The sequence below is a fragment of the Arthrobacter sp. AOP36-A1-22 genome (assembly GCF_052377615.1).
Taxonomy (GTDB): domain Bacteria; phylum Actinomycetota; class Actinomycetes; order Actinomycetales; family Micrococcaceae; genus Arthrobacter_H.
This window is the reverse complement of sequence record NZ_JBQSWX010000025.1, coordinates 27,866-50,233: the sequence shown is the minus strand read 5'-3', so window position 1 is coordinate 50,233 and position 22,368 is coordinate 27,866. Positions and strand designations below refer to the sequence as shown.

25 protein-coding genes are annotated in these 22,368 nt (G+C 64.0%); 20 read left to right on the top strand and 5 right to left on the bottom strand.

Annotation, left to right across the window (positions count from 1 at the left end; translation table 11 throughout):
* On the top strand, nt 1-670 hold a 670-nt coding region (locus ACT3S2_RS13460), incomplete at its 5' end, for an IS3 family transposase (protein WP_444561800.1).
* 216 nt (nt 671-886) lie between these two features.
* Here ACT3S2_RS13460 and istB read toward each other — a convergent pair.
* On the bottom strand, nt 887-1,666 hold the full coding sequence (istB, locus tag ACT3S2_RS13455) for an IS21-like element helper ATPase IstB (protein ID WP_096157928.1): 780 nt from the start codon (nt 1,664-1,666) through the stop codon (nt 887-889).
* Between istB and ACT3S2_RS13450 the strand changes: the two genes are divergently transcribed.
* Both ACT3S2_RS13450 and ACT3S2_RS13445 read left to right on the top strand, forming a co-directional pair.
* Nucleotides 1,566-1,961: a helix-turn-helix domain-containing protein gene (locus tag ACT3S2_RS13450; protein WP_096157927.1), complete on the top strand. Its 396-nt coding sequence runs from the start codon at nt 1,566-1,568 to the stop codon at nt 1,959-1,961. The two genes, istB and ACT3S2_RS13450, sit on opposite strands and share 101 nt — an antisense overlap.
* A 138-nt stretch (nt 1,962-2,099) precedes the next feature.
* Nucleotides 2,100-2,657 carry a hypothetical protein gene (locus ACT3S2_RS13445; protein ID WP_096157926.1) on the top strand — a complete coding sequence of 186 codons (558 nt, stop codon included), beginning with the start codon at nt 2,100-2,102 and terminating at the stop codon, nt 2,655-2,657.
* 156 nt (nt 2,658-2,813) lie between these two features.
* Here the strand turns inward: ACT3S2_RS13445 and ACT3S2_RS13440 are convergent, their stop codons facing one another.
* From ACT3S2_RS13440 to ACT3S2_RS13430, 3 genes are all read right to left on the bottom strand, one after another.
* On the bottom strand, nt 2,814-3,833 hold the full coding sequence (locus ACT3S2_RS13440; protein ID WP_146041014.1) for a hypothetical protein: 1,020 nt from the start codon (nt 3,831-3,833) through the stop codon (nt 2,814-2,816).
* 455 nt (nt 3,834-4,288) lie between these two features.
* Nucleotides 4,289-4,627, bottom strand: a complete 339-nt coding sequence (locus tag ACT3S2_RS13435) for a helix-turn-helix domain-containing protein (protein ID WP_170934010.1) — start codon at nt 4,625-4,627, stop codon at nt 4,289-4,291.
* Nucleotides 4,624-5,742, bottom strand: a complete 1,119-nt coding sequence (locus ACT3S2_RS13430) for a tyrosine-type recombinase/integrase (protein ID WP_087053551.1) — start codon at nt 5,740-5,742, stop codon at nt 4,624-4,626. The genes ACT3S2_RS13435 and ACT3S2_RS13430 overlap by 4 nt, the downstream gene beginning before the upstream one ends.
* 382 nt (nt 5,743-6,124) lie before the next feature.
* Between ACT3S2_RS13430 and ACT3S2_RS13425 the strand changes: the two genes are divergently transcribed.
* The 12 genes from ACT3S2_RS13425 to ACT3S2_RS13370 all read left to right on the top strand — a co-directional run bounded on the left by ACT3S2_RS13425 (nt 6,125) and on the right by ACT3S2_RS13370 (nt 16,868).
* On the top strand, nt 6,125-7,207 hold the full coding sequence (locus ACT3S2_RS13425) for a DNA-methyltransferase (RefSeq protein WP_096157924.1): 1,083 nt from the start codon (nt 6,125-6,127) through the stop codon (nt 7,205-7,207).
* Nucleotides 7,208-7,358: 151 nt separating this feature from the next.
* Nucleotides 7,359-7,853: a hypothetical protein gene (locus tag ACT3S2_RS13420; protein ID WP_102598832.1), complete on the top strand. Its 495-nt coding sequence runs from the start codon at nt 7,359-7,361 to the stop codon at nt 7,851-7,853.
* A 216-nt stretch (nt 7,854-8,069) separates the two neighbouring features.
* Nucleotides 8,070-9,470 carry a hypothetical protein gene (locus ACT3S2_RS13415; RefSeq protein ID WP_102598833.1) on the top strand — a complete coding sequence of 467 codons (1,401 nt, stop codon included), beginning with the start codon at nt 8,070-8,072 and terminating at the stop codon, nt 9,468-9,470.
* A 261-nt stretch (nt 9,471-9,731) separates the two neighbouring features.
* Nucleotides 9,732-10,616, top strand: a complete 885-nt coding sequence (locus ACT3S2_RS13410; protein ID WP_102598834.1) for a bifunctional DNA primase/polymerase — start codon at nt 9,732-9,734, stop codon at nt 10,614-10,616.
* Nucleotides 10,613-11,431: a DUF2637 domain-containing protein gene (locus ACT3S2_RS13405; RefSeq protein WP_257997996.1), complete on the top strand. Its 819-nt coding sequence runs from the start codon at nt 10,613-10,615 to the stop codon at nt 11,429-11,431. Before ACT3S2_RS13410 ends, ACT3S2_RS13405 begins: the two co-directional genes overlap by 4 nt.
* Nucleotides 11,424-11,843 (top strand): hypothetical protein, encoded by a 420-nt coding sequence (locus ACT3S2_RS13400; RefSeq protein WP_096157921.1) that lies wholly within the window; start codon nt 11,424-11,426, stop codon nt 11,841-11,843. The genes ACT3S2_RS13405 and ACT3S2_RS13400 overlap by 8 nt, the downstream gene beginning before the upstream one ends.
* A 282-nt stretch (nt 11,844-12,125) precedes the next feature.
* Nucleotides 12,126-12,968 (top strand): hypothetical protein, encoded by an 843-nt coding sequence (locus tag ACT3S2_RS13395; protein ID WP_096157920.1) that lies wholly within the window; start codon nt 12,126-12,128, stop codon nt 12,966-12,968.
* Complete coding sequence (locus tag ACT3S2_RS13390) at nt 12,965-14,053, top strand: ParB/RepB/Spo0J family partition protein (RefSeq protein ID WP_102598835.1); 1,089 nt, start codon at nt 12,965-12,967, stop codon at nt 14,051-14,053. The genes ACT3S2_RS13395 and ACT3S2_RS13390 overlap by 4 nt, the downstream gene beginning before the upstream one ends.
* Entirely contained in the window at nt 14,040-14,519 is a 480-nt protein-coding gene (locus ACT3S2_RS13385) for a hypothetical protein (protein ID WP_102598836.1), read from the top strand. The genes ACT3S2_RS13390 and ACT3S2_RS13385 overlap by 14 nt, the downstream gene beginning before the upstream one ends.
* Nucleotides 14,520-14,628: 109 nt before the next feature.
* Nucleotides 14,629-15,309 (top strand): hypothetical protein, encoded by a 681-nt coding sequence (locus ACT3S2_RS13380; RefSeq protein ID WP_096157917.1) that lies wholly within the window; start codon nt 14,629-14,631, stop codon nt 15,307-15,309.
* Between the two features lie 11 nt (nt 15,310-15,320).
* Nucleotides 15,321-16,490 (top strand): M23 family metallopeptidase, encoded by a 1,170-nt coding sequence (locus tag ACT3S2_RS13375; RefSeq protein ID WP_096157916.1) that lies wholly within the window; start codon nt 15,321-15,323, stop codon nt 16,488-16,490.
* A gap of 81 nt (nt 16,491-16,571) precedes the next feature.
* Nucleotides 16,572-16,868 carry a DUF6112 family protein gene (locus tag ACT3S2_RS13370; RefSeq protein WP_096157915.1) on the top strand — a complete coding sequence of 99 codons (297 nt, stop codon included), beginning with the start codon at nt 16,572-16,574 and terminating at the stop codon, nt 16,866-16,868.
* A gap of 63 nt (nt 16,869-16,931) precedes the next feature.
* Here ACT3S2_RS13370 and ACT3S2_RS13365 read toward each other — a convergent pair whose 3' ends face one another.
* Nucleotides 16,932-17,264, bottom strand: coding sequence for a DUF6907 domain-containing protein (locus ACT3S2_RS13365; RefSeq protein ID WP_096157914.1), 333 nt, complete (start codon nt 17,262-17,264; stop codon nt 16,932-16,934).
* A gap of 194 nt (nt 17,265-17,458) precedes the next feature.
* Here ACT3S2_RS13365 and ACT3S2_RS13360 point away from each other — a divergent pair, with 194 nt between their 5' ends.
* From ACT3S2_RS13360 to ACT3S2_RS13340, 5 genes are all read left to right on the top strand, one after another.
* Entirely contained in the window at nt 17,459-17,782 is a 324-nt protein-coding gene (locus ACT3S2_RS13360) for a DUF6112 family protein (protein WP_096157913.1), read from the top strand.
* A 33-nt stretch (nt 17,783-17,815) separates the two neighbouring features.
* Nucleotides 17,816-19,336 (top strand): conjugal transfer protein TrbL, encoded by a 1,521-nt coding sequence (locus ACT3S2_RS13355; RefSeq protein ID WP_193057844.1) that lies wholly within the window; start codon nt 17,816-17,818, stop codon nt 19,334-19,336.
* A gap of 169 nt (nt 19,337-19,505) precedes the next feature.
* Nucleotides 19,506-20,963, top strand: coding sequence for an SCO6880 family protein (locus tag ACT3S2_RS13350; RefSeq protein ID WP_102598839.1), 1,458 nt, complete (start codon nt 19,506-19,508; stop codon nt 20,961-20,963).
* Nucleotides 20,964-21,073: 110 nt separating this feature from the next.
* Nucleotides 21,074-21,553, top strand: coding sequence for a MarR family winged helix-turn-helix transcriptional regulator (locus ACT3S2_RS13345; protein WP_180993134.1), 480 nt, complete (start codon nt 21,074-21,076; stop codon nt 21,551-21,553).
* Nucleotides 21,554-21,569: 16 nt separating this feature from the next.
* Nucleotides 21,570-22,310 (top strand): DNA alkylation repair protein, encoded by a 741-nt coding sequence (locus ACT3S2_RS13340; protein ID WP_180993135.1) that lies wholly within the window; start codon nt 21,570-21,572, stop codon nt 22,308-22,310.
* Nucleotides 22,311-22,368: the final 58 nt, after the last annotated feature.

Below are 22,368 nucleotides of genomic sequence, written 5' to 3'. Positions count from 1 at the left end.
CATGGCCGCGCGCACCGCGTGGCGGCTGTGTTCGGATAATGCCTGGTTTTCTGCCTTCGGTAAGGGGCGGGGCAAGAACGGGAAAAGACCTGGCCCACCGGTCCATGACGACCTGTGCGCCGTCACCGACTCCGACGGACGGGTCCGGCACGAGTTCATTGCCCAGTACCCGAACCAGTTGTGGCTGACCGACATCACGGAGCACGAAACAAGTCAGGGCAAGCTCTACCTCTGTGCGATAAAGGACGTGTTCTCGTCTCGGATCGTGGGCTACTCGATCAGCAGCCGGATGAAGGCCAGGTTGGCAGTTGATGCCCTCCAGATGGCCGTGGCCAGACGTGGCGACGTGGCCGGCTGCACGGTGCATTCAGATCGCGGTTCGCAATTTCGGTCCAGGAAATTCGTCCGTGCTTTGGCCGGTCAGGGCTTGGTCGGGTCGATGGGCAGAGTCGGGGCGGCCGGTGACAATGCGGCCATGGAATCGTTCTTTGCGCTCTTGCAGAAGAACGTGCTCGACCGTGGCCGCTGGGCCACCCGGGGCCAGCTGAGGATCGCCATCGTGACCTGGATTGAGCGGACATATCATCGGCGTCGACGTCAGGTCCGGCTGGGTCGTTTGACCCCAGTGGAGTACGAAGCAATCATAGAGCCAGCTGCTCTCGCAGCATGACACTCAAACTGTCACCTCGACTTGCAGCAGTCCCGTGTACTCACAACGTTCTGTGGCTTGACCGCTCATCCGACCCGCCCCGTCGAATACCTCCGCTGAGAGAGCATGAATCAGCCGAGAATCGAACTGCGAAGGCATAACGCGCAGACTGTCAAGGGCCAGTTCCAGGTCCCCAGTTTTGGCCAAGTAGAAGTCCCCACCCTCTGTCATGGTTGATCAGTGGGGTAGGTGTTCACCTCCTTGTCGGGCTCGGGCTTGTCGCATGAGGTAGGACTGGCCGCTGGTGACCACGGTGGTGGCGTGGTGCAGTAGCCGGTCGAGCATGGACACGGCGGTGGTGTGTTCGGGCAAGAACCGTCCCCAGTCTTCGAAGGAGTGGTGGGAGGCGATGCCCAGGGAGCGGCGTTCGTAAGCGGCGGCCACGAACCGGAAGAGCAACTGGGCCCCGGTGTCGTCCAACGGGGCGAATCCGATCTCATCGACCAGCACCAGGTCGTTGCGTAGCAGCGTCTCGATGGCCTTGCCAACGGTGTTGTCGGCCAGGTGTCGGTAGAGGGTATCGACCAGGTCAGCGGCGGTGACGTAGCGCACCCGGTGCCCGGCGACCACGGCCGCGTGCCCCAGGGCGATGAGGGTGTGGGACTTACCTGTGCCGGCCGGTCCGATCAGCGCTAAGTTCTCCTTGGCCCCCACCCACTCCAGGCTGCTCAGGTAGGCCCACGTCGGTGCCGGGATCGCCGAGGCGCCCAGGTCGAACTCCTCGATCGTCTGGAGCACCGGGAAGGCGGCGGCCTTGCGCCGGGCTCGCTCGTTGGAGGCATCGCGGGCGGCGACCTCAGCCTCCACCAGGGCTCGCAGCACCTCCTCGGGGCTCCACCGCTGGGTCTTGGCGGTGATGAGCAACTCAGGGGCGAGTTGGCGCATCGCGGCCAGTTTCAGCCGGCGTAGCCCGGCGGTCAGGTCCGCCGCCAATACCGGAGCAGTGGCGGGGCTCATGAGGACACCCTCCCTGCGGTGGTGGGGGCGTGCTCCGCCAGCGACCGCCCGGTGGCCGTGGGCAGGTCGATCACCGGCGGCATTCCTTCGTCAACTCCGCGCCGACCGGATGGCTGAACTTCTCGCGACCACCAGCCTCACGGTAGGCGAGATCGGTGCGGCCGTGGGTTGGCGCGATGCGGCGGTCGCGCCGCGATCTTTCAAGCAGCGGTACGGAGTAGCTCCACGCATCTACGCAAGCTCATGCCGGAGATATGCTGCCAAGTCTGCAACTCCGCTACAGCCAGTTCCATGAGGGCCTGTTCGAGGATCGACGACCCGACAAGGGTGTTAGTGGCGGGTCAGCACTATTCATGGCGGGATTCGTTCTGCTCTCACGTCTCTAAAGATTCGCTCGATATGCTGGTTGAATACAGCGAGCCGAAGGAGCATCGTGGGCCGAAAAGAGCGGTTGGCGTCACGCGAGCGCCTTCAGCGAATTCGACTTCTGAGTTCTGAACTCGACACGCTCCGTAACGCAGCGATCGAACGCACTCGGTCAATCGACACGAAGTCCTCGTTTGTCGTTGTCGCCGCCGGAGTGCTTGCGGGGGCAACCTTCACAGGCTTAGTCGATGCCCGATCGTGGTACCTCGGGTTAGTGCCGTTCGCGCTCACTGTCGCAACGATCATTGCCGCGGCGGTCTCGCTCTGGCCGTCGACGATTGACTCGCCTTCCGGCCGATTCCTTGTCACTCGATGGGTTAATGCTTCTGAGCGTATGGAAGCGATGGAGGACTACATCCTCGAAGTGAAGGTACGCGAAATCGAGAAACGAAACTCGAAGAATGAGAAACGCGCAAAGGCAACCAAGTCGGCGTTCGTGCTCTTGGTAAGTGGCGTAGTGACTGCGCTGCTTGTCGCTGGTATCAATGCATCTGTCCTGAGAGGAGACCCAACCAATGGCCAGACCAACCCCGTCCACACCCCCTCCGCCCCCGGAACGCCCTGACGTCGAAGAAGCCTTTGAGACACTGACTCACGGTGACGATTCTGTGGAGAAGAAAAATGGCTGACGACAAGAATCCAACACCGCGGCCCGACGTCGAGGAAGCCTTCACGGAACTGACCGAGGCCGCGAAGCCGAGGCCGACACCTCCGTCCAAGCCTAAGGACTGAGTTTGCCTCTGTCGTTTCTCTCGCGGATATAGCCGCCCCAGTCTCGAGCCGCGAGGCCTGCCCATGCTCGTGCGGCGGTCTGAGAGATTCCGAGTGTTTGGGCGAGGATCATGTGCGGCACCTCAGCTGAGAGGCCAAACATGGCTGCATGCCGGGCTTGGTGGGGTGGGATGCCGAGTTCGACAAGCTGGCCTCGGATGTTCTCGGTGGCTATCGGACGGCCGGGGATTCCGCCTGGGAAGAGCCAGCCGTTGTCGAGAGAAGCGTAGGAGGCGTTGACTCGGTGTGTGAGCTGTTGTCGGATGAGCATGCCCAAGGGTTCGGGCATCTCGACCGGGGTTTCGCGGAATGTGACGAGCACAGGGCCTCGTTGTGGCGCGGTTACTTGCTCGGTGCGGAGGTCGTAGGCTCGGGTGAGGGGCTGCGCGAAGAGCAGGATGAAGAGGCCGATGATGCGGGTGTAAAGCCGGATCGAGTCGTCGCGCAGGAGGGTGCCGATATGACGCCAGCGGTCGGCATCTCCCATCGTGACATGCGCTTGGCTGGGGTTCGGGTTCTTCACGGAGATACGGTTGTTGATCCCAGTGCGGTTTATCCAAGTGATGAACGGGTGCAGCATCATCGACATTGACATCACTTGGGTGGAGAGGTAGAGCTCGAGTCGGTGCTGAGTAACCTCAAGGATCGTCGTCTGTTTGTGCTCGAGCCATGCCAACAGGTCGATCGAGCGGTTCAGGCGTTGCCGCGCGCCCTCGGCCATCGCTTTGGTGAGCCTGCCCTGGTCGGCGGCTGTGCGCAATCGACGGAGAATAACCCAGCGTGCGAACTGGTCGATGGTCTGTCGGTGCATCGCGCTGATGCCCGCGACACGGTCGATAAGCCAAGGCCCAATGCGCTCGATCAGTGGTTCGTAGGGTTCGAGGACCTCAAGCGCGACAAGGAGATCGCGCAGGTAGTTGTGTGCGCGATCCATCGGCCGTCGGGCGAAGGTGTCGTGGGAGATGTTCACTTCGCCAGAGGCCATCTGACGGAGAAGGGTAGGGCCGTGACCGGGCGGTCGTTGCAACCAGGTAATCGCGTTCTGCGGCCGATGCGACCCCACGAGCGCGTCGAAGACTGGCCGAAGACGTTCGTGGATCTCTCCGGTGCGGGGATCAAGCAGCAGCACATGGAGGCGTTCGCTCAGAACGCAGGAAGCGCAACGACGAACCCCATAGGGCTGATCTTGACGACCACACTTCTCACAGACGAACACGGGCGGCTTCCCCGCGCAGTCGGCACAAATCAACTGTGCAGGTGCGGTCACTGAGAGGTAGGGCAAGGGGCGAAACTGGCTGCAGCCTGGGCAGCGGGCGGGGTGATAAGCGAGGTAGCGACAGCAGTTCTGACAGATCTTTCCCTCTGGTAACTCGAATGATCCGGTCAGTCGCTCGCATCGGATGCAGACCGGTGCCCGGCGTGCATTCACTCGTCGACGCCGTCGGGCCTGCGGATCACCGCCCGGATCGGACGGATGGATCCGATCTTCGGGCCGCCCTCGTTGTGCGTGCCGGTGCGGGCCGCCCGCTGCTCGGCGACGACCGGCACGATGAGATCGTTCGGGGTGCAGCCCAATGCGTCGCAGAGCGCGACGAGTACCTCGGTGTTCAGGCGCTGCGGGGTCTTCGTCACGAGCCGGTAGACGTGCTCTCGGGTCAGGTGAATGCCGCGTTCTTCCAATAGCGGCATCAGTTCGCTGGTCTGGAACATGCCACGGTCGGCCATGACCTGCCGCAGATTCCACTGCATCTGGATCGTCCTCATGATGGGCTCGCCTCCTCTTCGGTTCGGTAGACCCTGGCAAGAGCGGCCTGCAGGGTCTTGTTCTTGAAGTCGTTGGACACCGAGGTGTAAATCGCGGTCGTCGACCCCCAACGGTGCCCGACCTGTTCGGTGACGAAGTGCTCCGGGTAGCCGAACTCGATCAGATGGGTCACATACGAGTGCCGCAGGCAATGCAGGGTCAAGTGCTCTTCAAGGCCGATCTCGCTGCGTGTGTCGGCGAAGAGTTCATCGACGTGGCGGACACTGACCCGGCTGCGCCGCTCGGTCAGCCAGAGTGCGGCCTGGTTGCCCGCCTCGAACAGGGGCAGCCCCTCTTCGACCCATTGCCGCAGACCATTGACGGCCCAATCGAACTCGGGAACAGCGAGAACCGTGCGGCGCCTCGGCAATGAGCCTTTCATCGCTTTCCCGAACCGCACATGGATCGACCCATAGGTGCCCCAAGCTCGCATGTGCGGGTTCGGACGCAGATCGGGCAAGTCCAGGCGCACGAGCTCGTTGCGCCTGAGCCCGAACCCATAGGTCGTCTTGATCATCGTCGCGTCGCGCCACGCGGCAAGCGACCCTTTCCGGCCGAGGCGCACGATCTGCTCGATCCGTGTATCGAGCCAGTCGAAGAGATCCTGCAACTCCCGATACGTCAGAGGGCGACGTTGCGGTCTGCCCTCGTACTCGTTCAGGTGCGCGACCGTGTTCCATTCATTGCACACCTGCACCGGGAATGTGCCGAAGCGATCCTGACATTGTACGGGCCATTCGTAGCGTGCATCGGTGACGTAGTCGCAGAACATGCGCAACGTGAGGTGGTAGCCGCGAATCGTCGATACGGCGAGTCGATCCGCGCCGCACGTCAGCGACACCGTAAAGTCCTCCATATCGCCCGGTGTCCACTCCCACGGATACTGCTCGGTGAAGTCCTGAAAGCGCCGGATGAGCCGCTCACGATCCCGCAAGGTCGATTGGCCGAGCTGACGCGAGAGCTGCTGCCGGGTCCAGCCTGCGACCATTGCCTCGAACACGGCCGCTCGCTCGTTCAGATGCGCCACCCCGGGTACCAGCATCAGCCGCGCTGAACCAGGGAACTCGCCGACCATGCACCACCCCCGGTCGTTACCTAAATCTCACGATGTGACTTTTACGGTAAAAAAACCGAAGAGGTGCAATCGGCGCAAGGGTTGTCGATCGAGTCGATCGACAACGTCGCGGTCAACACTGGTCTGGGATGTGACTTCTGATGCAATAAATCCCGCTCAACCGTTGATTGCCGATCGTGTGTGGGAGATCTTGAGCACTGGGAATCAGGGAAACTCGGCGGGCTCCTCAAATGGCACGAAGCGGTGAAATCGGCAGACTCTGCTCGCATCGACACGAGGCTCGTGTGGGCACGCGGTTCTGCGGATGGCCCCGTACCTGCTGGGTGATCCTGTTCGTCGCACACGGCGGCGAACAGACCCCGAACAGCAGGGAGCCCCCGTCATGCCAGACCCCACACCGCCGCCCGCCGAGCGCCTGACCGAACTACCCGCGCCCGTGTTCGCCGATGACCGGGCGACGCTCTACCTCGGGGACGCAGTCGAACTCCTCCCGCTCCTACCCACGGCCAGTATTGACGCGCTCGTGACCGACCCTCCGTACGGGTTGAGCTTCAACGGGCAGTCCTGGGACGACGCAACCGGGTTTCGCGAATCACTCCCGCACATCGACACCGGTGCAATGAGCGCACCGGAGGTGTTTGAGACGTGGTGCACGGCATGGGCTGCGGGCGCAATGCACGCTTTGAAGCCGGGTGCGTATGTTGCAGCGTTCGGTGGTGCACGCACGTGGCACCGGATGGTGCGCGGGATCGAGAACGCAGGGTTTGAGATACGCGATCAGATCGCATGGCTGCACACCACTGGCATGCCGAAATCGATGGATCTCTCGCACGCGATCGACAAGCGCCACGGTGTGCAACGCCCCGACCGCACGGTGCAGAGCTGCGAGCATGATGGGGTGCTGGGTGCGACCCGCACGGTGTTGTCCAAAGGCACACCGGTCACGGAAGACGCGCAACGGTGGGCGGGCTGGGGCACCGCGCTTCGGCCGGCGTTTGAGCCGATCATCATTGCCCGCAAACCGCCGGAAGTAAACACGATCCGTAACGTCCTCGCACACGGGGTGGGTGGCATCAACATTGACGGTGCTCGGTTTGCCGATGACCGGTGGCCCACGAACGTCGCTTTCGACACGTCGCAGGCTGACGCGCTGGACATGTTGACCGGCACGTGGCAGGGCGAGTCGCTCTCGCAAAAGTTTCCGATCTTCCGGTTCGATCACAAACCCTCGTCAGGTGAGCGTCCGCGTGCATTCGGGGTTTCCCACACGACGGTGAAGCCGCTCGGCTTGATGCGGTGGCTCGTCACGCTCATCACCCCGCCGGGAGGGACGGTGCTGGAACCGTTCGCGGGCTCGGGTACCACGGTGGAGGCCGCCGTCGCCGCTGGCTTCCGGGTGATCGCCGTCGAAAAGGACGCGACCTACGTGCCGCTCGTGAAGTCTCGGCTTGACCGAACCCGGTGAGTCGCACAACGTCGCTGCCTTGCACATGCCGGAGAAGGAAGCGACCATCAACAACCGTCTGTCACGGTGGCGCTGATCACTTTCCTACCTGAGAGGTATGCGACTGCGTCCCGCCGTCGTGCATCACACATCTTTTGAGGAAGGAACCGTCTTGGACTCCGAGACCCCACACCCAGATTTCAGACCAGAGGCTGCACTACGGCGCGACCGGGCGGCTCAGACGCCACCCGCATCCTTGTTCCTTGGCGTGATCATCTGGTCCGACGACACCGAGCAGGACCCGACGGTGATCGCCGACCGTAACCCGGTGACGCTTGCGCGGACGATGGCGGTGATGATCCACGAGATGATCGACGACTCACCCGCCTACGCGGGCGCACCAGAGTTTCTGCAATCAAACCCGCCGCCGCAGGATTGGCGACGGCTTGAAGACGTGGATGCCTGGTTGGAAGCGCTGCGGGAGGCGACCCCGTATCCGGCGTACTCGTTTCATCAGGTCCCGACCACGGGCGGGGCCGACGGCACAAACCAGACCCTCGTAAATCGATATCTGGGGACCGAGTTCCGGGAGCGCGAACACGCACTGAGCGCGGACGCGCCTCACGTTCCGCGCCATGAGCAATCTGGCCCCTCGCACAGCCTCTGACCCAGCGGCCCGGCTGCCGTTGTCGAGGCCGCCGAAGGAGATGAGGATGTGACGTTTTGACGCATGTTCTATACGCATACGCGCATCTTCACCATCTGCGGTGGACAACCCCAATCGGGCGGCATATCCCGGAAGGAGCCCCTTGTGGTTCTGCCGTACCTGACCTGCACCTGATGCGCAGGTGATCACCCGACGAAAATGAAGGAGAAACCCGTCATGTCCGATTCCAATATTCCACCACCACTGGGGTATGTATCCGATCCGTTGCAGCCACACCGAGTGGTGGTCGAGTTCGACGTGCTCGCCCGGAGCCAGGCCGAAGCCGATCACATCGTCGGCGAGGTGCTCGTCGAGGAACTCGCAGGCGAACCGGAAGACATCCGCACCGATGGGGCACGCGTGTTCGCGGAAGACTTCGGAGACGACGTGGCCAGTATCCGTTCGTGGGAGCCGCTCGATGTCGCGTCCGTGCCTCCGAAAGTGATGGCGGTACCGTCCGTGGAGTGGGAGCCGTTGGAAGACTCGGGGATTCCGGAGATCGTCGCGCGCATGTTCCCACCCGAACCCCAAACTGCCGCGTTCCGACTCCCTGATGGAACTGCGGACACTGAGGGGTTCGATGAGGCCCACGAACAGTGGCGCGAGACCTGCCTCCACCTCGCATATGCGGCAGCGCGTCTGCCCGAGACCTTGGCTCGCGTGGAAGTCCTCGAACAAGCACAGCAGCGAGCAGGGCGCGCAGCTGGTGCGGAGCGGGTTCGGGATGCGGTGATTGATCTGCTCGAGCGGGATCCGTTACCGGTGGAGCCGGTCAAGGACGACTACCTCGTCACGGTCGCCCCAGCGTTTGAGGGCGAGTACGAGGACATGCGGTACGCGTGGGATCACTCCCAGTGGCGCACCGAGTTCACCGCCGCCGCCCTACGACGAGAGCACGTCCTACGGGAGCTGATCTCGGACGGTGGACCGCGCACGTCGTATCTGCCCGCACAGTTCTCGCGGACGTGGATGCCCGCCGACCTCGCCGCCATTCACACTCTGCGTGGCCTCGTCGACATCGACGAGTCAGGACTTGGCATCGTTCCACTTGCACGCGAGGTGAGGGACCGGGTGGAAGCGATGCTCGCCGCCGCCGACCCCGACATCAGAGTCGCCGATCCGGACGACCCGGAACGCGGGGAACTGTTTGCCGGGCTCGCATCCGACGCGCATGACTGGGTGCCCGCTGGAGTGTATGCGGCGACCGGCATCGATGGGGAAGGCGACTTCCGGCTCATCGTCGGCCCGGTACCCGGCACAGCAGGAGCGACGGCGTCGGCGGCGTTTCCTCACGCGGAGCACGACAGTGCCGTGCTCAACGGGATCGCCTGGATCCTCGAACAGCACACCGAGCAGCAACCCCCAGCGGAGGTGCTGCGCCAGGTGAACGACCGAGTGATCTCGACGGGCCGAACCGGAGCCCTCGTCACCGATCTTGGTCACGCTGAACCGATGACAAGGCTCGAGCGTGGGGTGCTGTTGAGCGAGTTCCTCGCCGAACGAGAACAGCAGCTGGACCCTGGCCCCGATGACCCTGAACGCCCCTCACCCGACGCCGGATTGGGGCGAAACCTGTAGCAGGTTCGTGCCTCTGACCCCCGGAGGTGGGGGTCGGCGTGTTTGACGATTTCGCGCATGTTCTATACAAAACGGCGCATCATTGCTCGAAACGCTCGCAAACCGGATGCGGGCTCGGGTAGTGCTTGAGGCAGACATAGGGAATGCTCGCGAGCGGACTCTGCATCACCAGGAGACCTGGCCCCACGGTTGCGGCCACACCTTCCGGATGACTCCGCGCACGACGTTCCCACAGGCGCGGGTGTTCCTGAGGAGGTGCACATGACCATCACCGACCCTACCGGTTGGGATCTGCCCACTTCACTGCCCGTGGAACTCCCCACCGCAGCCGCAACGTACGCGGCGACCGGCGTACCCGTGTTCCCCTGTATACCGGGCGGGAAGCGGCCCCTCACCGAGCACGGATTCCAAGACGCCACGATTGATCTCGATCAGATCAGTGCATGGTGGCAGCGATTCCCAGCAGCGAATATCGGCATCCCCACCGGGCACTTCGTGAATGTCCTCGATATCGATGTGCATGCCACCGGCACCGGATTCCCGATCCTGCGCACCCTCCACCAGGAGGGGCTCATTGCCGGGTGGGGACAAGCAGTGCGCTCACCCTCAGGAGGTTTGCACCTCTACTACCCGGCAACTGCGGGGCGCGAACTTTCTTCGTGGTCGAGGGGACGCACCCACGTCGACTTCCGCGGCGTCGGCGGCTACATTATCGCCCCACCCTCCACAATCACCACCGAGCACGGGAACCGCCGCTACGAGCTGATCGCACGCGGCAAACAGCCGCGACCGGTCGACGCCGACCGGATCCGCGAGTTCCTCACCCCGAAACCCGACCCGAGCGCCCAAAGCATCTTCACAGCCACCACGATGCGGGAGACGTCGGTGGAGCACATCGCAGGATGGGTATCTTCGCTTGCGGAAGGGAACCGAAACGCAGGCCTGTTCTGGGCGGCCTGCCGCCTGGCAGAAGCAGGAATGACCGAGCACAACACCGTCGGGATCCTCGAACCCGCAGCCGCATCTGCGGGGCTTGGGGTGCGTGAGATCACCGCGACGATTCGTTCCGCCCACCGCAGCACCCAGCTCACCCACGACCCCAGCAGCCCTGCTGGGCCGCGAGTGAAAGCGGCGGTCAGCCGATGACCGTCAGCATTCCTGCCACGGACGAACCCACACCGGTCACGGACGTTGCGCCCGCACAGGATGATTCTGTTGCTGGGGTGTCTCGGTTCGTGGTCGTGCTCGCAGTCACCGGGACGATTCTGCTCGCGCTCGGTGCGTTCTGGCTCTCGTTCACGACGCTGCGCGATCTCGCCGTGCTCTCTGGGGTTCCGGCGGAGCAGGCGTGGATCTGGCCGCTGATCGTGGACGGCGTGATCTTGGAAGCCACCATCAGCGTCGTCGCCCTCCGAAACTCCGCCCCGGCCGCGCGCCGCTTCGCGTGGTTGCTCTTGGCTGCAGGGGCCGGAGTATCCGTCGCCGCGAACATCACCCACGCGGTCGTCGCTGCTGACACTCGTGTCCCGGCGCTCATCGCCGCCCTGGTTGCTTCGGTGCCGCCGCTGGTATTGCTGGCGATGACGCATCTCACCGTCGAACTCACCCGCAACAGCACCCCCGCCACACCGCAGAATCAACAACCACAGTCTCCATCTCCGCTACCCGACGCAGTGGAGGACCCCAGACCTTTACCGGGCCAGCATTCCTCGAAGATGACGGCCTCGGAATCTTTGACGCTTCCTGAGAGGAAGACGGCAGGACCTGTGGCCGTGCCACGCGCCGCGACGAAGAGCGCGGCATCGGGGTCACGGGAAGATGCTCGTGCCCAGGCATTGGTGATGCACGCAGACGGGGTATCAAAACGGCAGATCGCCACCGAGCTGGGCGTACATCCCACGACGGTGGGCCGCTGGCTGAACGCACCTACCCGTCGACAGGACGGAGAATCCCATGACTGACCCCAACCTTCTTTCCGTGAACCACCGCCACAAGCCACACCCCGCTGACGTTGCGCAACCGCCCGATACACAGACCGCTACTGCAGAAGTGACGGCGGCGGAGCGGCGTGCGAGTGAGTTCGCCACCCACGGCGACCCGACACTTGCCCGGGAGGGCGTTGATCCGGTGTCGAAGCGGCCGGGGATGCAGTGGGTGCGTCCCACTGATCTTGCTGCCCGCGCTGGTGGGGCCATCGTCGACCGCGGCGCGGACCTGAACCTGCGGCTGCGTGACGCGGTCCTTGCCGGGGTTCGTGAGGGACGCGCCCAGTTGCAGGAGCGACTCGCACGGCGGCAGCTCGAACTTGATCCAGAGACCACCCAGGCGGCATCACTGCAGCGTTCACTTGGGAGATCAGGGGTGAGCCGATGACCGCTCACTGTCGCGGCACCATCCCGGTGCCGCACGACACCCCACCCCGCTAACCACAAACCACTCGCCGCCCCGAATCGTTCACGCGCCGGGCGGCACCATCACAGACCCCGACGATCGGGCACGTCTGCGGCCTTCGCTGTGCCACCGCCGGAACATCGGCCCGGCATACGAACTCGCAACGGCTGAGTTTCGAAGGGGTTGGTGGCCTCTTTCAGGTTTCGCGGGATGGGTGTCGTACCTATCCATCACCGAAGACATTCATCTCTTGAGGGAGTCGCTATGAACCACCACCGTCACACTCAGAAACCCCACCCACCGGTCCCGGATTTCACCACCGGGGAAGGGCTCCGTGAACTCCTGATCGAGCTGAATGAACACAATGCGTGGGCGACGAGCCCGGTCGCGGCGGAACTGATGGTCTACGCCACACAGAAGTACACGCCGATCGCGAAAGCCTGGCGTCGGGAACCCGCCGACGCCGCATATGAGGCGTTCGTCGCGATGCGGCAGCGCACCACGCTGCGCGCTGATGACCCGTGGGCGGTGATCACTCGCGCGGTCGCGCTCGGTATCGCCGCTGAAGTCCACGCGGACCGCAACATGACCTCCCAAGACAAAGCACGACGCCCTTCGAAACGTCCCAGCGAGGAACCGATGCGGGCCGGGCACTATGAGGAGTTCTTCTACGACGTGCACCCGCACGCCCACTCTCTCTACGCCAGGCACGATGGCGGGGAGGATCATTCGGCGGATCGGGTGATCCGCGCCACCTGCGTGTTCCTCGTCCTCACCGACTGGCCTGCACGCCCGGTCGAGCAGGCCGTGGACTACATCGCCCACCGCGTCACAGGCCTGTCCTCCAGGGACTCGGCGGTCGAGATCGTGTCAAAAGAACGACACATCGCGATCCGCCTCGGCTACGGCCCCGACGAATGGGCGGCACTCGTGCGTCTGGTCATCGGCACCAAGACCGGGAAACGCAAGACCGGCCAATACGGCCTGTTCGCCCGGGTGCTCCTCGGTGACGATGTGGCCGATCTCCTTCGCGACGACGACCTCGTCGAAACGTCCCGGCGGAGTGCGTGTGCATCTGACGGGCAGAACGGAGGACCGTTGCCATGACTCGCGGGCATCTGATTCTGGAACACGCGATCGATCAGCTCAAGAAGGGCTCCCAGTACCGTCGCAACCTGGACGATGATCTTGACGAACTGTGTGCGTCGATCCAACGCGCCGGAGTGTTGAACCCGCCCGCCGTCACCGAAGGATATGTGATTATCACCGGGAACCGCAGAGTCGCGGCGATGGAGAAACTCGGGATGCGCGTCACCCCGGTCTGGGTCGTCCCGGGCGTCTCCGACAAGCTCTCCTACGTGCTGGCCATCCACGACGAGCAGACGCTGCAGAAAGCACTGAAACCGTTAGAGCAGAACGAACTCTATGAGGAACTCAAAGCCCTCTACGAAGAAGATGCGCAGCGCCGGAAGGCGGGGTCGCAGTTCGGTGAGGGCGGGAAACTTCGCAGTGGGAGCGGTGGTGCGGATTCGGCACCACCGCTCGTGCCTGCCAGCGCCGTGAATGATCGGAAGTCGCGGGTGCAAGCAGCCCGCGCGGTCACGGGCCGGGATTCGCGGACGATGCTGGAACAGATCGGGGAACTCAAACGCATCGCCGCAAGCGACACCGAAGACCCCTATGTGCGGCAGCACGCCGCCGAAGCGTTGCTGGAAATCAACGAAGACCGGAAAGTCAACGGCCGCTACCTGGCCGTGAAAACCAGGCAGAATCTTGCCCATCTCACCCGCATCGCCGAACACCCCGACAGCCCCGAACAAGCACGCGTCGCCGCCGCCGCGGAACTGCGTGGTCTCACAGAGGTACCCACTACGGCGGAGGCCGCGAAAGAATCCGGGCTCGCGCTTGCCCGGGTGACACAGATCCAGAAAGCCGCCACTGACCCGGCGCTAGTCGGATGGAAAGATGTGGACCCGCTGCTGCGGGAGAAACACGCGATCCGCAAACTCGTCGACCTGCTGCGCCGCGAACACGGCTGGTGGAACCGCTACGACCCGGACGACTTCGGCAAACACGCCGATGCCGCCCAGTGGGAACTCATCGACAGCTACATCACTGAGGCCAGTCGATTCCTCGACCTGGCACGGGCAGCCCGCACGGCGAGTGCGGAGGTTCGTGATGCCGACGTTTGAGGACCCGATCGCGGACGCTGACGAACTCGGGCAGGCCGCCCGTGGCCTCGCGTATGCGACCCGCCACATCGAGAGCCCGCAAGATACTTACGAGGTGCTCGGTTCTCTGCATCAGGCGTTGTCGGGGGTGCAGCAGTCGCTGCGGCAGTTGTCGGCGTGGCACGCCCGGCACGCCCAGTTCGCCGCCACCGACGACGGGAACAGGGAGGCCGGGCAAGAGCATGCCGTGAAGGCATCCGCGTGGTTGACGATCGCTGCGTCCTCCACCGAGGAAGTACTGCAGGTGGTGATGAAAGCCCAGTCGGAGAACGGGCGGATCGCGTGGCAGCCAGACCGGCACATCACCACTTCACCGAGCACACTGACCGCGCTCCCGGAAGCACTCAGCCAACGCGAGGCCGCCCTGAACCCCGACCCACCCGCGTCATCGAGTGACACCACGGGCCGGAGCGGCTTGTCGCGCTGAACCACTGCGCTGAACCACTGCACTGAATCACTGCGCTGAGTCACTTCGGCAGAGCGGGGTGCGCACCTGTCGGGTGACCATCTTTCGCCTGGCAGGAAGGCCCGCGCCCATGTCATCGCCCCACTCTGAGACGCAGCGCAAGAAGCGGCTGATCATCACCCTCGTCGTCAGTGCCCTCATCATTCTGGCTCTCGCCGCAGTCGGCATCTACGGCCTCATCACCGGCCCCCAGCAGCCCGACCAGTCCGCGCCGCCCAGCGCGCCGCCACCGGTCACAGCCCCTGGAGAGGAAGTCCCGGAGATCCCGCCGCTCGCATCATTACCGCGAACGAACAACCCGGACGACTATGTGCGTGCCGTCGCCGTCGCCCTGTTTGAGTGGGACACGTTCACGCTGCTCACCCCGGCAGAGCACCGCGGCGTGCTGATTGACGACGCCGACCCCACCGGCACGGAAACCCCAGGGCTCGTCTCGGACCTTGACGGCTATTTCCCATCCGCCTCGACGTGGCGGGATCTCGCCGAGTACCGCACGAACCAGCGCATCGAGATCGAGCGGGTGTTCGTCCCGGAGCTATGGGAGGAAGCGGTCGCCGCGTCTGGCGGGCAGATCACCGATGGCACGCACGCCTACACCGTTGAAGGGATCCGGCATCGCGCAGGCCTCTGGTACGAGGACCCTGTGACGTCGGCGCATCCGGTCGCGTTCACCGTGTTCGTCTCCTGCGAGCCGGTGTTCGACCGCTGCCATCTGCTGCGCCTGTCCGAACTCGACAACCCCCTCCGCTAGGGACTGCACTGATGAAGAAGCTTCTCGCGGTCGCCCTGGCCGGGATGCTCCTCACCCCGATGCTGGGCCTGCTTGGTGTTGGGGTGCTGGTGAACCCGGCAGTCCTCAATCAGGCGCACTGCATCGCCTCCGGCATCGTCCTCGGCCCGATCCCAGACTCACTGGCAGTGACAATGAAAGACGGGCACTCGTTCACACTGAACAAGCAGCAACTCACCCACGCCGCCACGATCATCACCACCGGGTCGAACACTCCAGGCGTCGGCCGCGACGGGATTCTGATCGCATTCATGGCAGCGCTCACCGAGTCCACACTCCGACAACTGTCGAACACTGGCGTCTACCCTGAGTCCGGGGATTATCCCAACGATGGCGATGCCTCTGACCATGACTCCCTCGGTCTGTTTCAGATGCGCCCCCAAGCCGGATGGGGCACCGTCGCCGAACTCATGGACACCGGCTATCAAGCTCGCGCGTTCTACGGCGGCCCCGACGGCCCCAACTACCCGAGCCCGCGGGGCCTGCTCGACATTCCGGGCTGGCAGCAGATGGACAAAGGCGAAGCCGCGCAAGCGGTCGAAGTCTCCGCGTACCCGGACCGGTACCAGAACTATGAGCCGGTCGCTCGTACCATTCTCGACGCGCTCACCCTTCGTGGCGGTGGAGGTGGCAGCGGGGTCCCTGGGGATGCTGATATTCCCGAAACGAGTCGGCTGGTATTCCCGTTACCAACCGGCACGTACATCCACACGTCATCATTTGGGCCGCGGGTTGACCCGATCACCGGTGAGGCGAGTTTTCACTCCGGCACCGACTGGGCAGCTCCCGACGGCACCCCGATCTTCGCTCTCGCGGACGGGATCGTCACCTACGCGGGCATGGTCGACGGTTACTCCGGGCAGATCACTATCGAGCACACCATCGGCGGCGAGAAAGTCGCAACGAAGTACGTGCACATGTGGGCGCACGGCATCCACGTCACCGCCGGGGAACGCTTGATCGCAGGGCAACACATCGGTGACGTCGGCAGCAGCGGCCACTCCACCGGCCCCCACTTGCACTTCCAGGTTCACCCCGGCGGCGCGAACGCACCTCCAGTTGACGCGGAACCGTGGCTTGCGGCTCTCAGCGTGGAAGGCGTCGACGCACCAACCGGTGGCGGCCCGGGCTGCGCCTTCTGACGCGGCAACCGTCTGGACGTCCCGTACACGGTAGAGATCGCACCTGACGGGTACCCGTCGACCGACCCGCAGGAGCCACTCATGGATACCATCACGATCACCGCGCTTACTGCGAACGTCTACCCAGACCTCAGTGGTGTAGGCGGGCGCGGAACCCTCAGCAGCATTGTCGGGGCGCTCCTCACCATCACCTTGATTGTCGCGGTGCTGATGGTGGTCATCTCCGGCATCATCTGGGCGGTGTCCTCTTCGACCGGGAACGCGCAGTCCGCCGCGAAAGGGAAGGTGGGCGTGTTCGTGGCCCTTGGAGCCGCCGTCCTCGCAGGGGCTGCGATCACCTGGATGAACTTTCTCCTGCGCCTGGGCGATTCCCTGTAGATCGGTGATCAGTGAGTGGGGCTCCCGCAGCTGGCGGTGCCCCACTCGGCCGTGCTCAATCGTTTAAGACACCGTGACCGCGTCTAACAGTTGCCGAAGGCAAGCCTGGAGCCGGAGCGCGCTTTCCAGGGTGAGTTCCAAGCGCTGCTGATCGTTTGCGATCGCGACCCACGTCTCACGGTCACCAACGTCTCGAAACGTGAGCATCGTCAACTCAGAAGCTTCGAACCGATGAGACCGATGTCGGTAGCGTTCCACCGGTTGAATCACCGGAACCACCCAGAAGGCACTGTGGTGTCTTCGGTCGTCGATGAGGTCCTGATCGTCATGTTGTTCGTCGCACCAGCTGGGGCATGGTTCGGTCAACCAGCCGGGCTGCTCTCGCGTAGCAGACATGTTTTCTCCTTCACTACCCAGCGCACACCTTGTGCTCGGGGCAACTCGAAGACAACTGGAAGTGACCGCCCAAGAGCGAGGAGAAATCGCAGCCAGCGAACAACCCGTCCACGAGAACCGGTGGAGCGCCGACGCACCTGTCCCAGTGACCCGCACGACCGAGTGCGGGGCGATCGCCTACAAGGAGCCCCATCATGCTTGCTGTCCTCGACACGCTCACCACCGCCGCGACGATCCTGCCCGCGAACATCAACATCACCCCGAACGACTCGGGACTGCCCGGGATCGGGGCGCTGCGCACCGTCGTCGGTGCGGTGATGACGATCGGCCTGATCCTCTCCGTTCTCGCCCTGATTGTCTCCGCGGTGGTGTGGGGGTTCGGGTCGAACTCCTCCAACCCGCACCTCGCGTCCCGCGGGAAGGTCGGGGTGCTGATCTCCTGCGGCGCGGCGATCATCACCGGCGCATCGGTGACGCTGATCAACTTCTTTTGGAATGTCGGCCAGACCGTCTCCTAACCCGTATCCCGAACCTACGAAGGGAGGGGTGTTGTGGCTGGTATCTGTGACGTCCCCATCATCAGCAACGTCTGCGACACCGTCGGTGAAACCGCTGCAACCCTGGTGGCGGCCCCGTTTGATTGGCTCGCTGGGGCCATCGGCCAGGCCGCGTCCTGGCTGTTCCAGGGGGTGTGGGCGCTGTTTGATTCCACGACTCTGGTCGATATCACCGGGGCCGGATACATCGGCGTCTACAACGTGATGTTCGGCATCGCGATCTTCTTAATGCTGATCTTCTTCTGCCTGCAACTCATCACCGGGTTGGTGCGCCGCGACGCCGGATCCCTCGGCCGGGCAGCACTGGGACTTGCGAAATCGGTGCTCGGGTCGTTCCTGGTGATCACCCTCACCGCGACCCTGCTGGAAGTGGTCGATCAGCTCTCGATCGGGATTATCCAGGCCACCGGCACGACGCTGGAAGAGATGGGCGGGAAGATCGGCGTCCTTGTCGGAGGGCTCACCGCGATCACCCTCACCGCCCCCGGCGCGGGCGCGATCATCACGATCTTCCTGTCATTCCTCGCGATCTGCGCGGCAGCGATCGTCTGGTTCTCCCTGCTGATTCGCAAAGCCCTCATCCTGGTCGCCGTCGTCATGGCACCCATCGCGCTGTCCGGGGCGTCCTGGGATGCGACGAAGGGCTGGTTCGGGAAATGGGCGTCCTTCGTGCTCGCGCTGATCTTCTCGAAGCTCGTGATCGTCGTGGTATTCCTCGTCGCCATCAACCAGGTCAACGCGCCGATCGACATGGATCTGTCCTCGATCGCGGATCCGATCGCGGGGATCGTGCTGATGTTCATCGCCGCGTTCGCGCCCTACATGGTGTACAAGTTCATCAGCTTCGTCGGCTTCGACATGTACCACGTCATGTCCGCCGAGCAAGAATCCAAGCAAGCTATGAACCGACCCGTGCCACTGCCTGGGAAAGCCGATGGGGCCGGGCCACAGAAGATCCTCGACGGCGGTGGCGGCGACAGCAAGGGTGCGGACGGCGGAGCCGCACCGCCGAGTTCGGAATTCAAAAACTCCGCAGGAGGCGGCAGCGCAGGCTCGAGTGGCGCTGCAGGCGCCGGTACCGGAGGTGCAACCGCAACAGGTGGAGCAGGCGGTGGCGCAGCCGCCGGTGGTGGTGCTGCCGCCGGTGGTGGTGGTGCTGCCGCCGGTGGTGGTGGGGCTGCTGCCGGAGGGGCAGCCGGGGCAGGTGCTGCCGGAGGCCCGATCGGGATTGCCGCGGTCGCGGGCGCGAAAGTCGCCAAGGGCGCAGCAGAGGCAGGCCCGAAGCTCGGCGGCGCGATCGGCCGCACCGCCGAAGGACACGCAGGCGCAGCAGCGGCAGGGCAGGCAGCTCCGCCGCCACCTGACCGGTCAGCGCCACCGGCGTCACCGCCCGCGAAGTCGTCGCCGCCGCCAGCTCCTCCCGCGAAGTCTGCACCGTCCCAGGCTCCGCCTGCCAGGGATCCCGGTCGCACCTCTCCAGCACCCCCGCCACCGCGGGCGAACCCGAAGCCATAGACCCCCAAGACGTTCCCGAGAGGAGGTGACAACAGCCCTCTGGCGGTGCGTGAGCACAAGGGTCTGGATCAGACAGCGACCTGACCCAGACCCCGCTCACGCACCGCCACTTTCTTTGTTGCTGCTCGTACCTGACCGGCGACACCCGTTCCCGCATCCAGGAGTAGCTATGGCCACCGTATCCAGCACCGAGTTCGATCTGTCCCCGGTGAAATTCTCCCGCCTCACAAGGCGCGGCATCATCCTCGGCCTCTCCCTCCCGCAGGTGATCGCCGTTAGCGTCGCCGTGCTCGTATTCGTCGCCTCCCTCTACATCGGAGGACCCGCCGCCCTGTATACGGCACCGATCTGGGGAACGGCACTTGCTTTGGCTGTGGTGCCGATCGGTGGCCGGAAGATGATCGAGTGGGTGCCGATCACCCTGCACTGGATGTGGCGGAGTAGGGCTCGGCAGACCAGCTACCGCCGCAAGATCGTCAAACCCCGCCCCGCAGGAACCTTGGCCCTCCCGGGAGACGCAGCAGCCCTACGCCAGTACGAGGACAAGGAATCCGGTGCGGTGATGGTGCACGACCCGCACGCCCAAACCTTGACGGCGCTGCTGGAAGTCACCCACCCCTCGTTTATCCTGCTCGACCCGGGCGAACAAGAGCGCCGGGTTCACGCCTGGGGCCGGGTGCTTTCCACCGCGTGCCGTTCCACCCGCATCGCCCGCCTGCAGGTGCTGGAGCGCACGGTGCCGGACAGTGGTTCGGGGTTGTCGCAGTGGTGGGCCGAGCACGGCAACGACGACGGTTCCTGGGTCGCGAACACCTACCGGGAACTGATCGACCGGGCAGGGCCGGCCGGGGAACGGCACATCTCCACGATCTCCCTGAGCCTGGACATGCGTGCCGCCTCCCGCGCGATCCGCACCGCAGGTGGCGGACTCAAGGGCGCAGCCGAAGTGTTGAAACAGGAGATGCATACCCTCACGACGGCGCTGCGCACCGCGGACTTGAAACCCTCTGAGTGGTACACGCCCGGTCAACTCGCCGTGATGCTCCGCAGTGCGTACGATCCGGGAGTTGCCGCGACGCTAGAGCGCTCCGGGACGATCGGGCACGACCTTGCGACCGCCGGTCCCGTCGCCGTGGAGGAAACCTGGGAGGGGCTGCGCTCCGACAGCGCCCATCATGCGGTGTTGTGGATCTCTGAATGGCCGAGGTCGCTGGTGTATCCGGGGTTTCTTGCCCCCGTGTTGCTCTCGTCGGGGATTCGGCGCTCGTTCACGCTGCTGTGTGACCCGATCCGTTCTGACCAGGCAGCCCGGGATATTCGGAAGAAGAAGACCGAATACATCTCGGATGCCGCGCAACGGCAGCGGGTCGGGCAGATCGAAGATGCCCAACAATCCGCCGAATACCAGGACGTCCTGCAACAGGAAGCCGACCTCACGTCCGGGCACGGGGTGCTTCGCTACACCGGCCTCATCGCCGTTTCCGCTGCCAGTAACGACGAACTCGAAGCCGCCGTATCCGCGATCGAGCAAGCCGCGATCCAAGCTTCGTGCGAGACCCGACGTCTCGTCGGCCAGCAGGCACAAGCATTCGTGGCGGCTGCGCTGCCGCTGTGCCGCGGGATCTGAGTCCGCTGACGCTCGACGGTCGCAAAGTTCTCGAAGGGGCCGCGCGGTAAGAGGAATGAGAATTGCAAGTAGTTAAGTGGTTGATAGTATTGCTGTTTATGGATTCACTAATGGGTGCCAAGCATGAGCTGCTGCTGGATCATGCTGGGCAGCATGATCATGGTGCACACCTTGTCATGGCGCTGCTGCGTACCGCAGCGTTGATCGATCGTGCTTGTGCTGCGAAGCTCTCGGAGTTTGATCTGTCCGAGGGGCGGCTGACCGTGCTCCTTGCCGCCGCGAAACATGAAGCCGCGACCCCGGCCCTGCTTGCGGAACAGGTGGGGATCTCACGAGCGGCTATCACGGGCCTCATCGATGGTTTGGAACGGCAGCAGCTCGTTCGCCGAATCGCGCATCCCACTGACCGTCGCTCGCTGACGATAGAGGCCACTGATCAGGGCCGTGCGGTGCTTGACAGCCTGAGCCCCATCTATGGTTCGTGGCTCCAGCAGGTGCCAGCAGGAATCGGGCCTGACGAAGCCGCCGCAGCGATCACGGTGCTCAGCACGATTCAACACAATCTGGGACGGGGTACGGAGCATGAGTAGCGCGGGAGCCAGTCGGATGAGTGAGATTGCGGTGGATCATCTCGTCGGGCTGAACGCCGGTCGGGTTGAAGCGAGAACCTTGACCGAGGCGTTAGCGATCGATCACCGCGTCCTGTTGCGGGCAGCCATTCCCGATGCTGCTGCTGAACTCACGGAAGCTGTCGAGACCGCGCAGAGCCTGGGCATCCTGAAACGTATGGCAGCGATCGGTGCAGCGTTACACCAGCACCTCCCAGTCGAGGCCCGCGACGCGCTTGCTGTACACCCCTCGGATACGGTGCGTGGCTGGATGTGCTTCGCGATTGCTGCAGACACGACGCTGGACGCTGAGACGCTGCTCTTAGCAATTCAGCCGTTCGCCGATGATCCACGTTTCACCGTACGCGAATGGGTTTGGATGGCGGTGCGGCCTCGCCTTACAAGCGACCTCCCCGGATCGATCGAGCTACTCATTCCGTGGACTCGGGAGGAGTCCGCGAACCTCCGCCGCTTCGCCAGTGAATCCCTCCGCCCTCGCGGGGTGTGGGCCAGCCATATCGCTGCGCTCAAACAGAACCCAGCAATTGGTGAACCCCTCCTGGAACCGCTTCGATCAGATCCTTCGCGGTATGTGCAGGATTCCGTTGCCAATTGGATCAATGACGCGGCGAAAACGAACCCCGAATGGGCGAGAGAACTCTGCGAACGCTGGCGCGTGGAAAGCCCAACAGCCGCAACCACCCGCATCACTGCTCGCGCACTCCGATCACTCAAATAGGGCCTCGACTCTCGGCAGCATTGAACGGTCCTGCCCTCATGTTGAGGCCAGCTTCAGC

Bases quoted from the DNA above. Each gene is read 5' to 3' on its own strand.
- ACT3S2_RS13450 (WP_096157927.1), top strand. From the start codon at position 1,566: ATGAGCAACTCAGGGGCGAGTTGGCGCATCGCGGCCAGTTTCAGCCGG.
- istB (WP_096157928.1), bottom strand. From the start codon at position 1,666: ATGAGCCCCGCCACTGCTCCGGTATTGGCGGCGGACCTGACCGCCGGG.
- ACT3S2_RS13435 (WP_170934010.1), bottom strand. From the start codon at position 4,627: ATGAGGACGATCCAGATGCAGTGGAATCTGCGGCAGGTCATGGCCGAC.
- ACT3S2_RS13430 (WP_087053551.1), bottom strand. From the start codon at position 5,742: ATGGTCGGCGAGTTCCCTGGTTCAGCGCGGCTGATGCTGGTACCCGGG.
- ACT3S2_RS13425 (WP_096157924.1), top strand. From the start codon at position 6,125: ATGCCAGACCCCACACCGCCGCCCGCCGAGCGCCTGACCGAACTACCC.
- ACT3S2_RS13415 (WP_102598833.1), top strand. From the start codon at position 8,070: ATGTCCGATTCCAATATTCCACCACCACTGGGGTATGTATCCGATCCG.
- ACT3S2_RS13410 (WP_102598834.1), top strand. From the start codon at position 9,732: ATGACCATCACCGACCCTACCGGTTGGGATCTGCCCACTTCACTGCCC.
- ACT3S2_RS13405 (WP_257997996.1), top strand. From the start codon at position 10,613: ATGACCGTCAGCATTCCTGCCACGGACGAACCCACACCGGTCACGGAC.
- ACT3S2_RS13400 (WP_096157921.1), top strand. From the start codon at position 11,424: ATGACTGACCCCAACCTTCTTTCCGTGAACCACCGCCACAAGCCACAC.
- ACT3S2_RS13395 (WP_096157920.1), top strand. From the start codon at position 12,126: ATGAACCACCACCGTCACACTCAGAAACCCCACCCACCGGTCCCGGAT.
- ACT3S2_RS13390 (WP_102598835.1), top strand. From the start codon at position 12,965: ATGACTCGCGGGCATCTGATTCTGGAACACGCGATCGATCAGCTCAAG.
- ACT3S2_RS13385 (WP_102598836.1), top strand. From the start codon at position 14,040: ATGCCGACGTTTGAGGACCCGATCGCGGACGCTGACGAACTCGGGCAG.
- ACT3S2_RS13380 (WP_096157917.1), top strand. From the start codon at position 14,629: ATGTCATCGCCCCACTCTGAGACGCAGCGCAAGAAGCGGCTGATCATC.
- ACT3S2_RS13375 (WP_096157916.1), top strand. From the start codon at position 15,321: ATGAAGAAGCTTCTCGCGGTCGCCCTGGCCGGGATGCTCCTCACCCCG.
- ACT3S2_RS13370 (WP_096157915.1), top strand. From the start codon at position 16,572: ATGGATACCATCACGATCACCGCGCTTACTGCGAACGTCTACCCAGAC.
- ACT3S2_RS13365 (WP_096157914.1), bottom strand. From the start codon at position 17,264: ATGTCTGCTACGCGAGAGCAGCCCGGCTGGTTGACCGAACCATGCCCC.
- ACT3S2_RS13360 (WP_096157913.1), top strand. From the start codon at position 17,459: ATGCTTGCTGTCCTCGACACGCTCACCACCGCCGCGACGATCCTGCCC.
- ACT3S2_RS13350 (WP_102598839.1), top strand. From the start codon at position 19,506: ATGGCCACCGTATCCAGCACCGAGTTCGATCTGTCCCCGGTGAAATTC.
- ACT3S2_RS13345 (WP_180993134.1), top strand. From the start codon at position 21,074: ATGGGTGCCAAGCATGAGCTGCTGCTGGATCATGCTGGGCAGCATGAT.
- ACT3S2_RS13340 (WP_180993135.1), top strand. From the start codon at position 21,570: ATGAGTGAGATTGCGGTGGATCATCTCGTCGGGCTGAACGCCGGTCGG.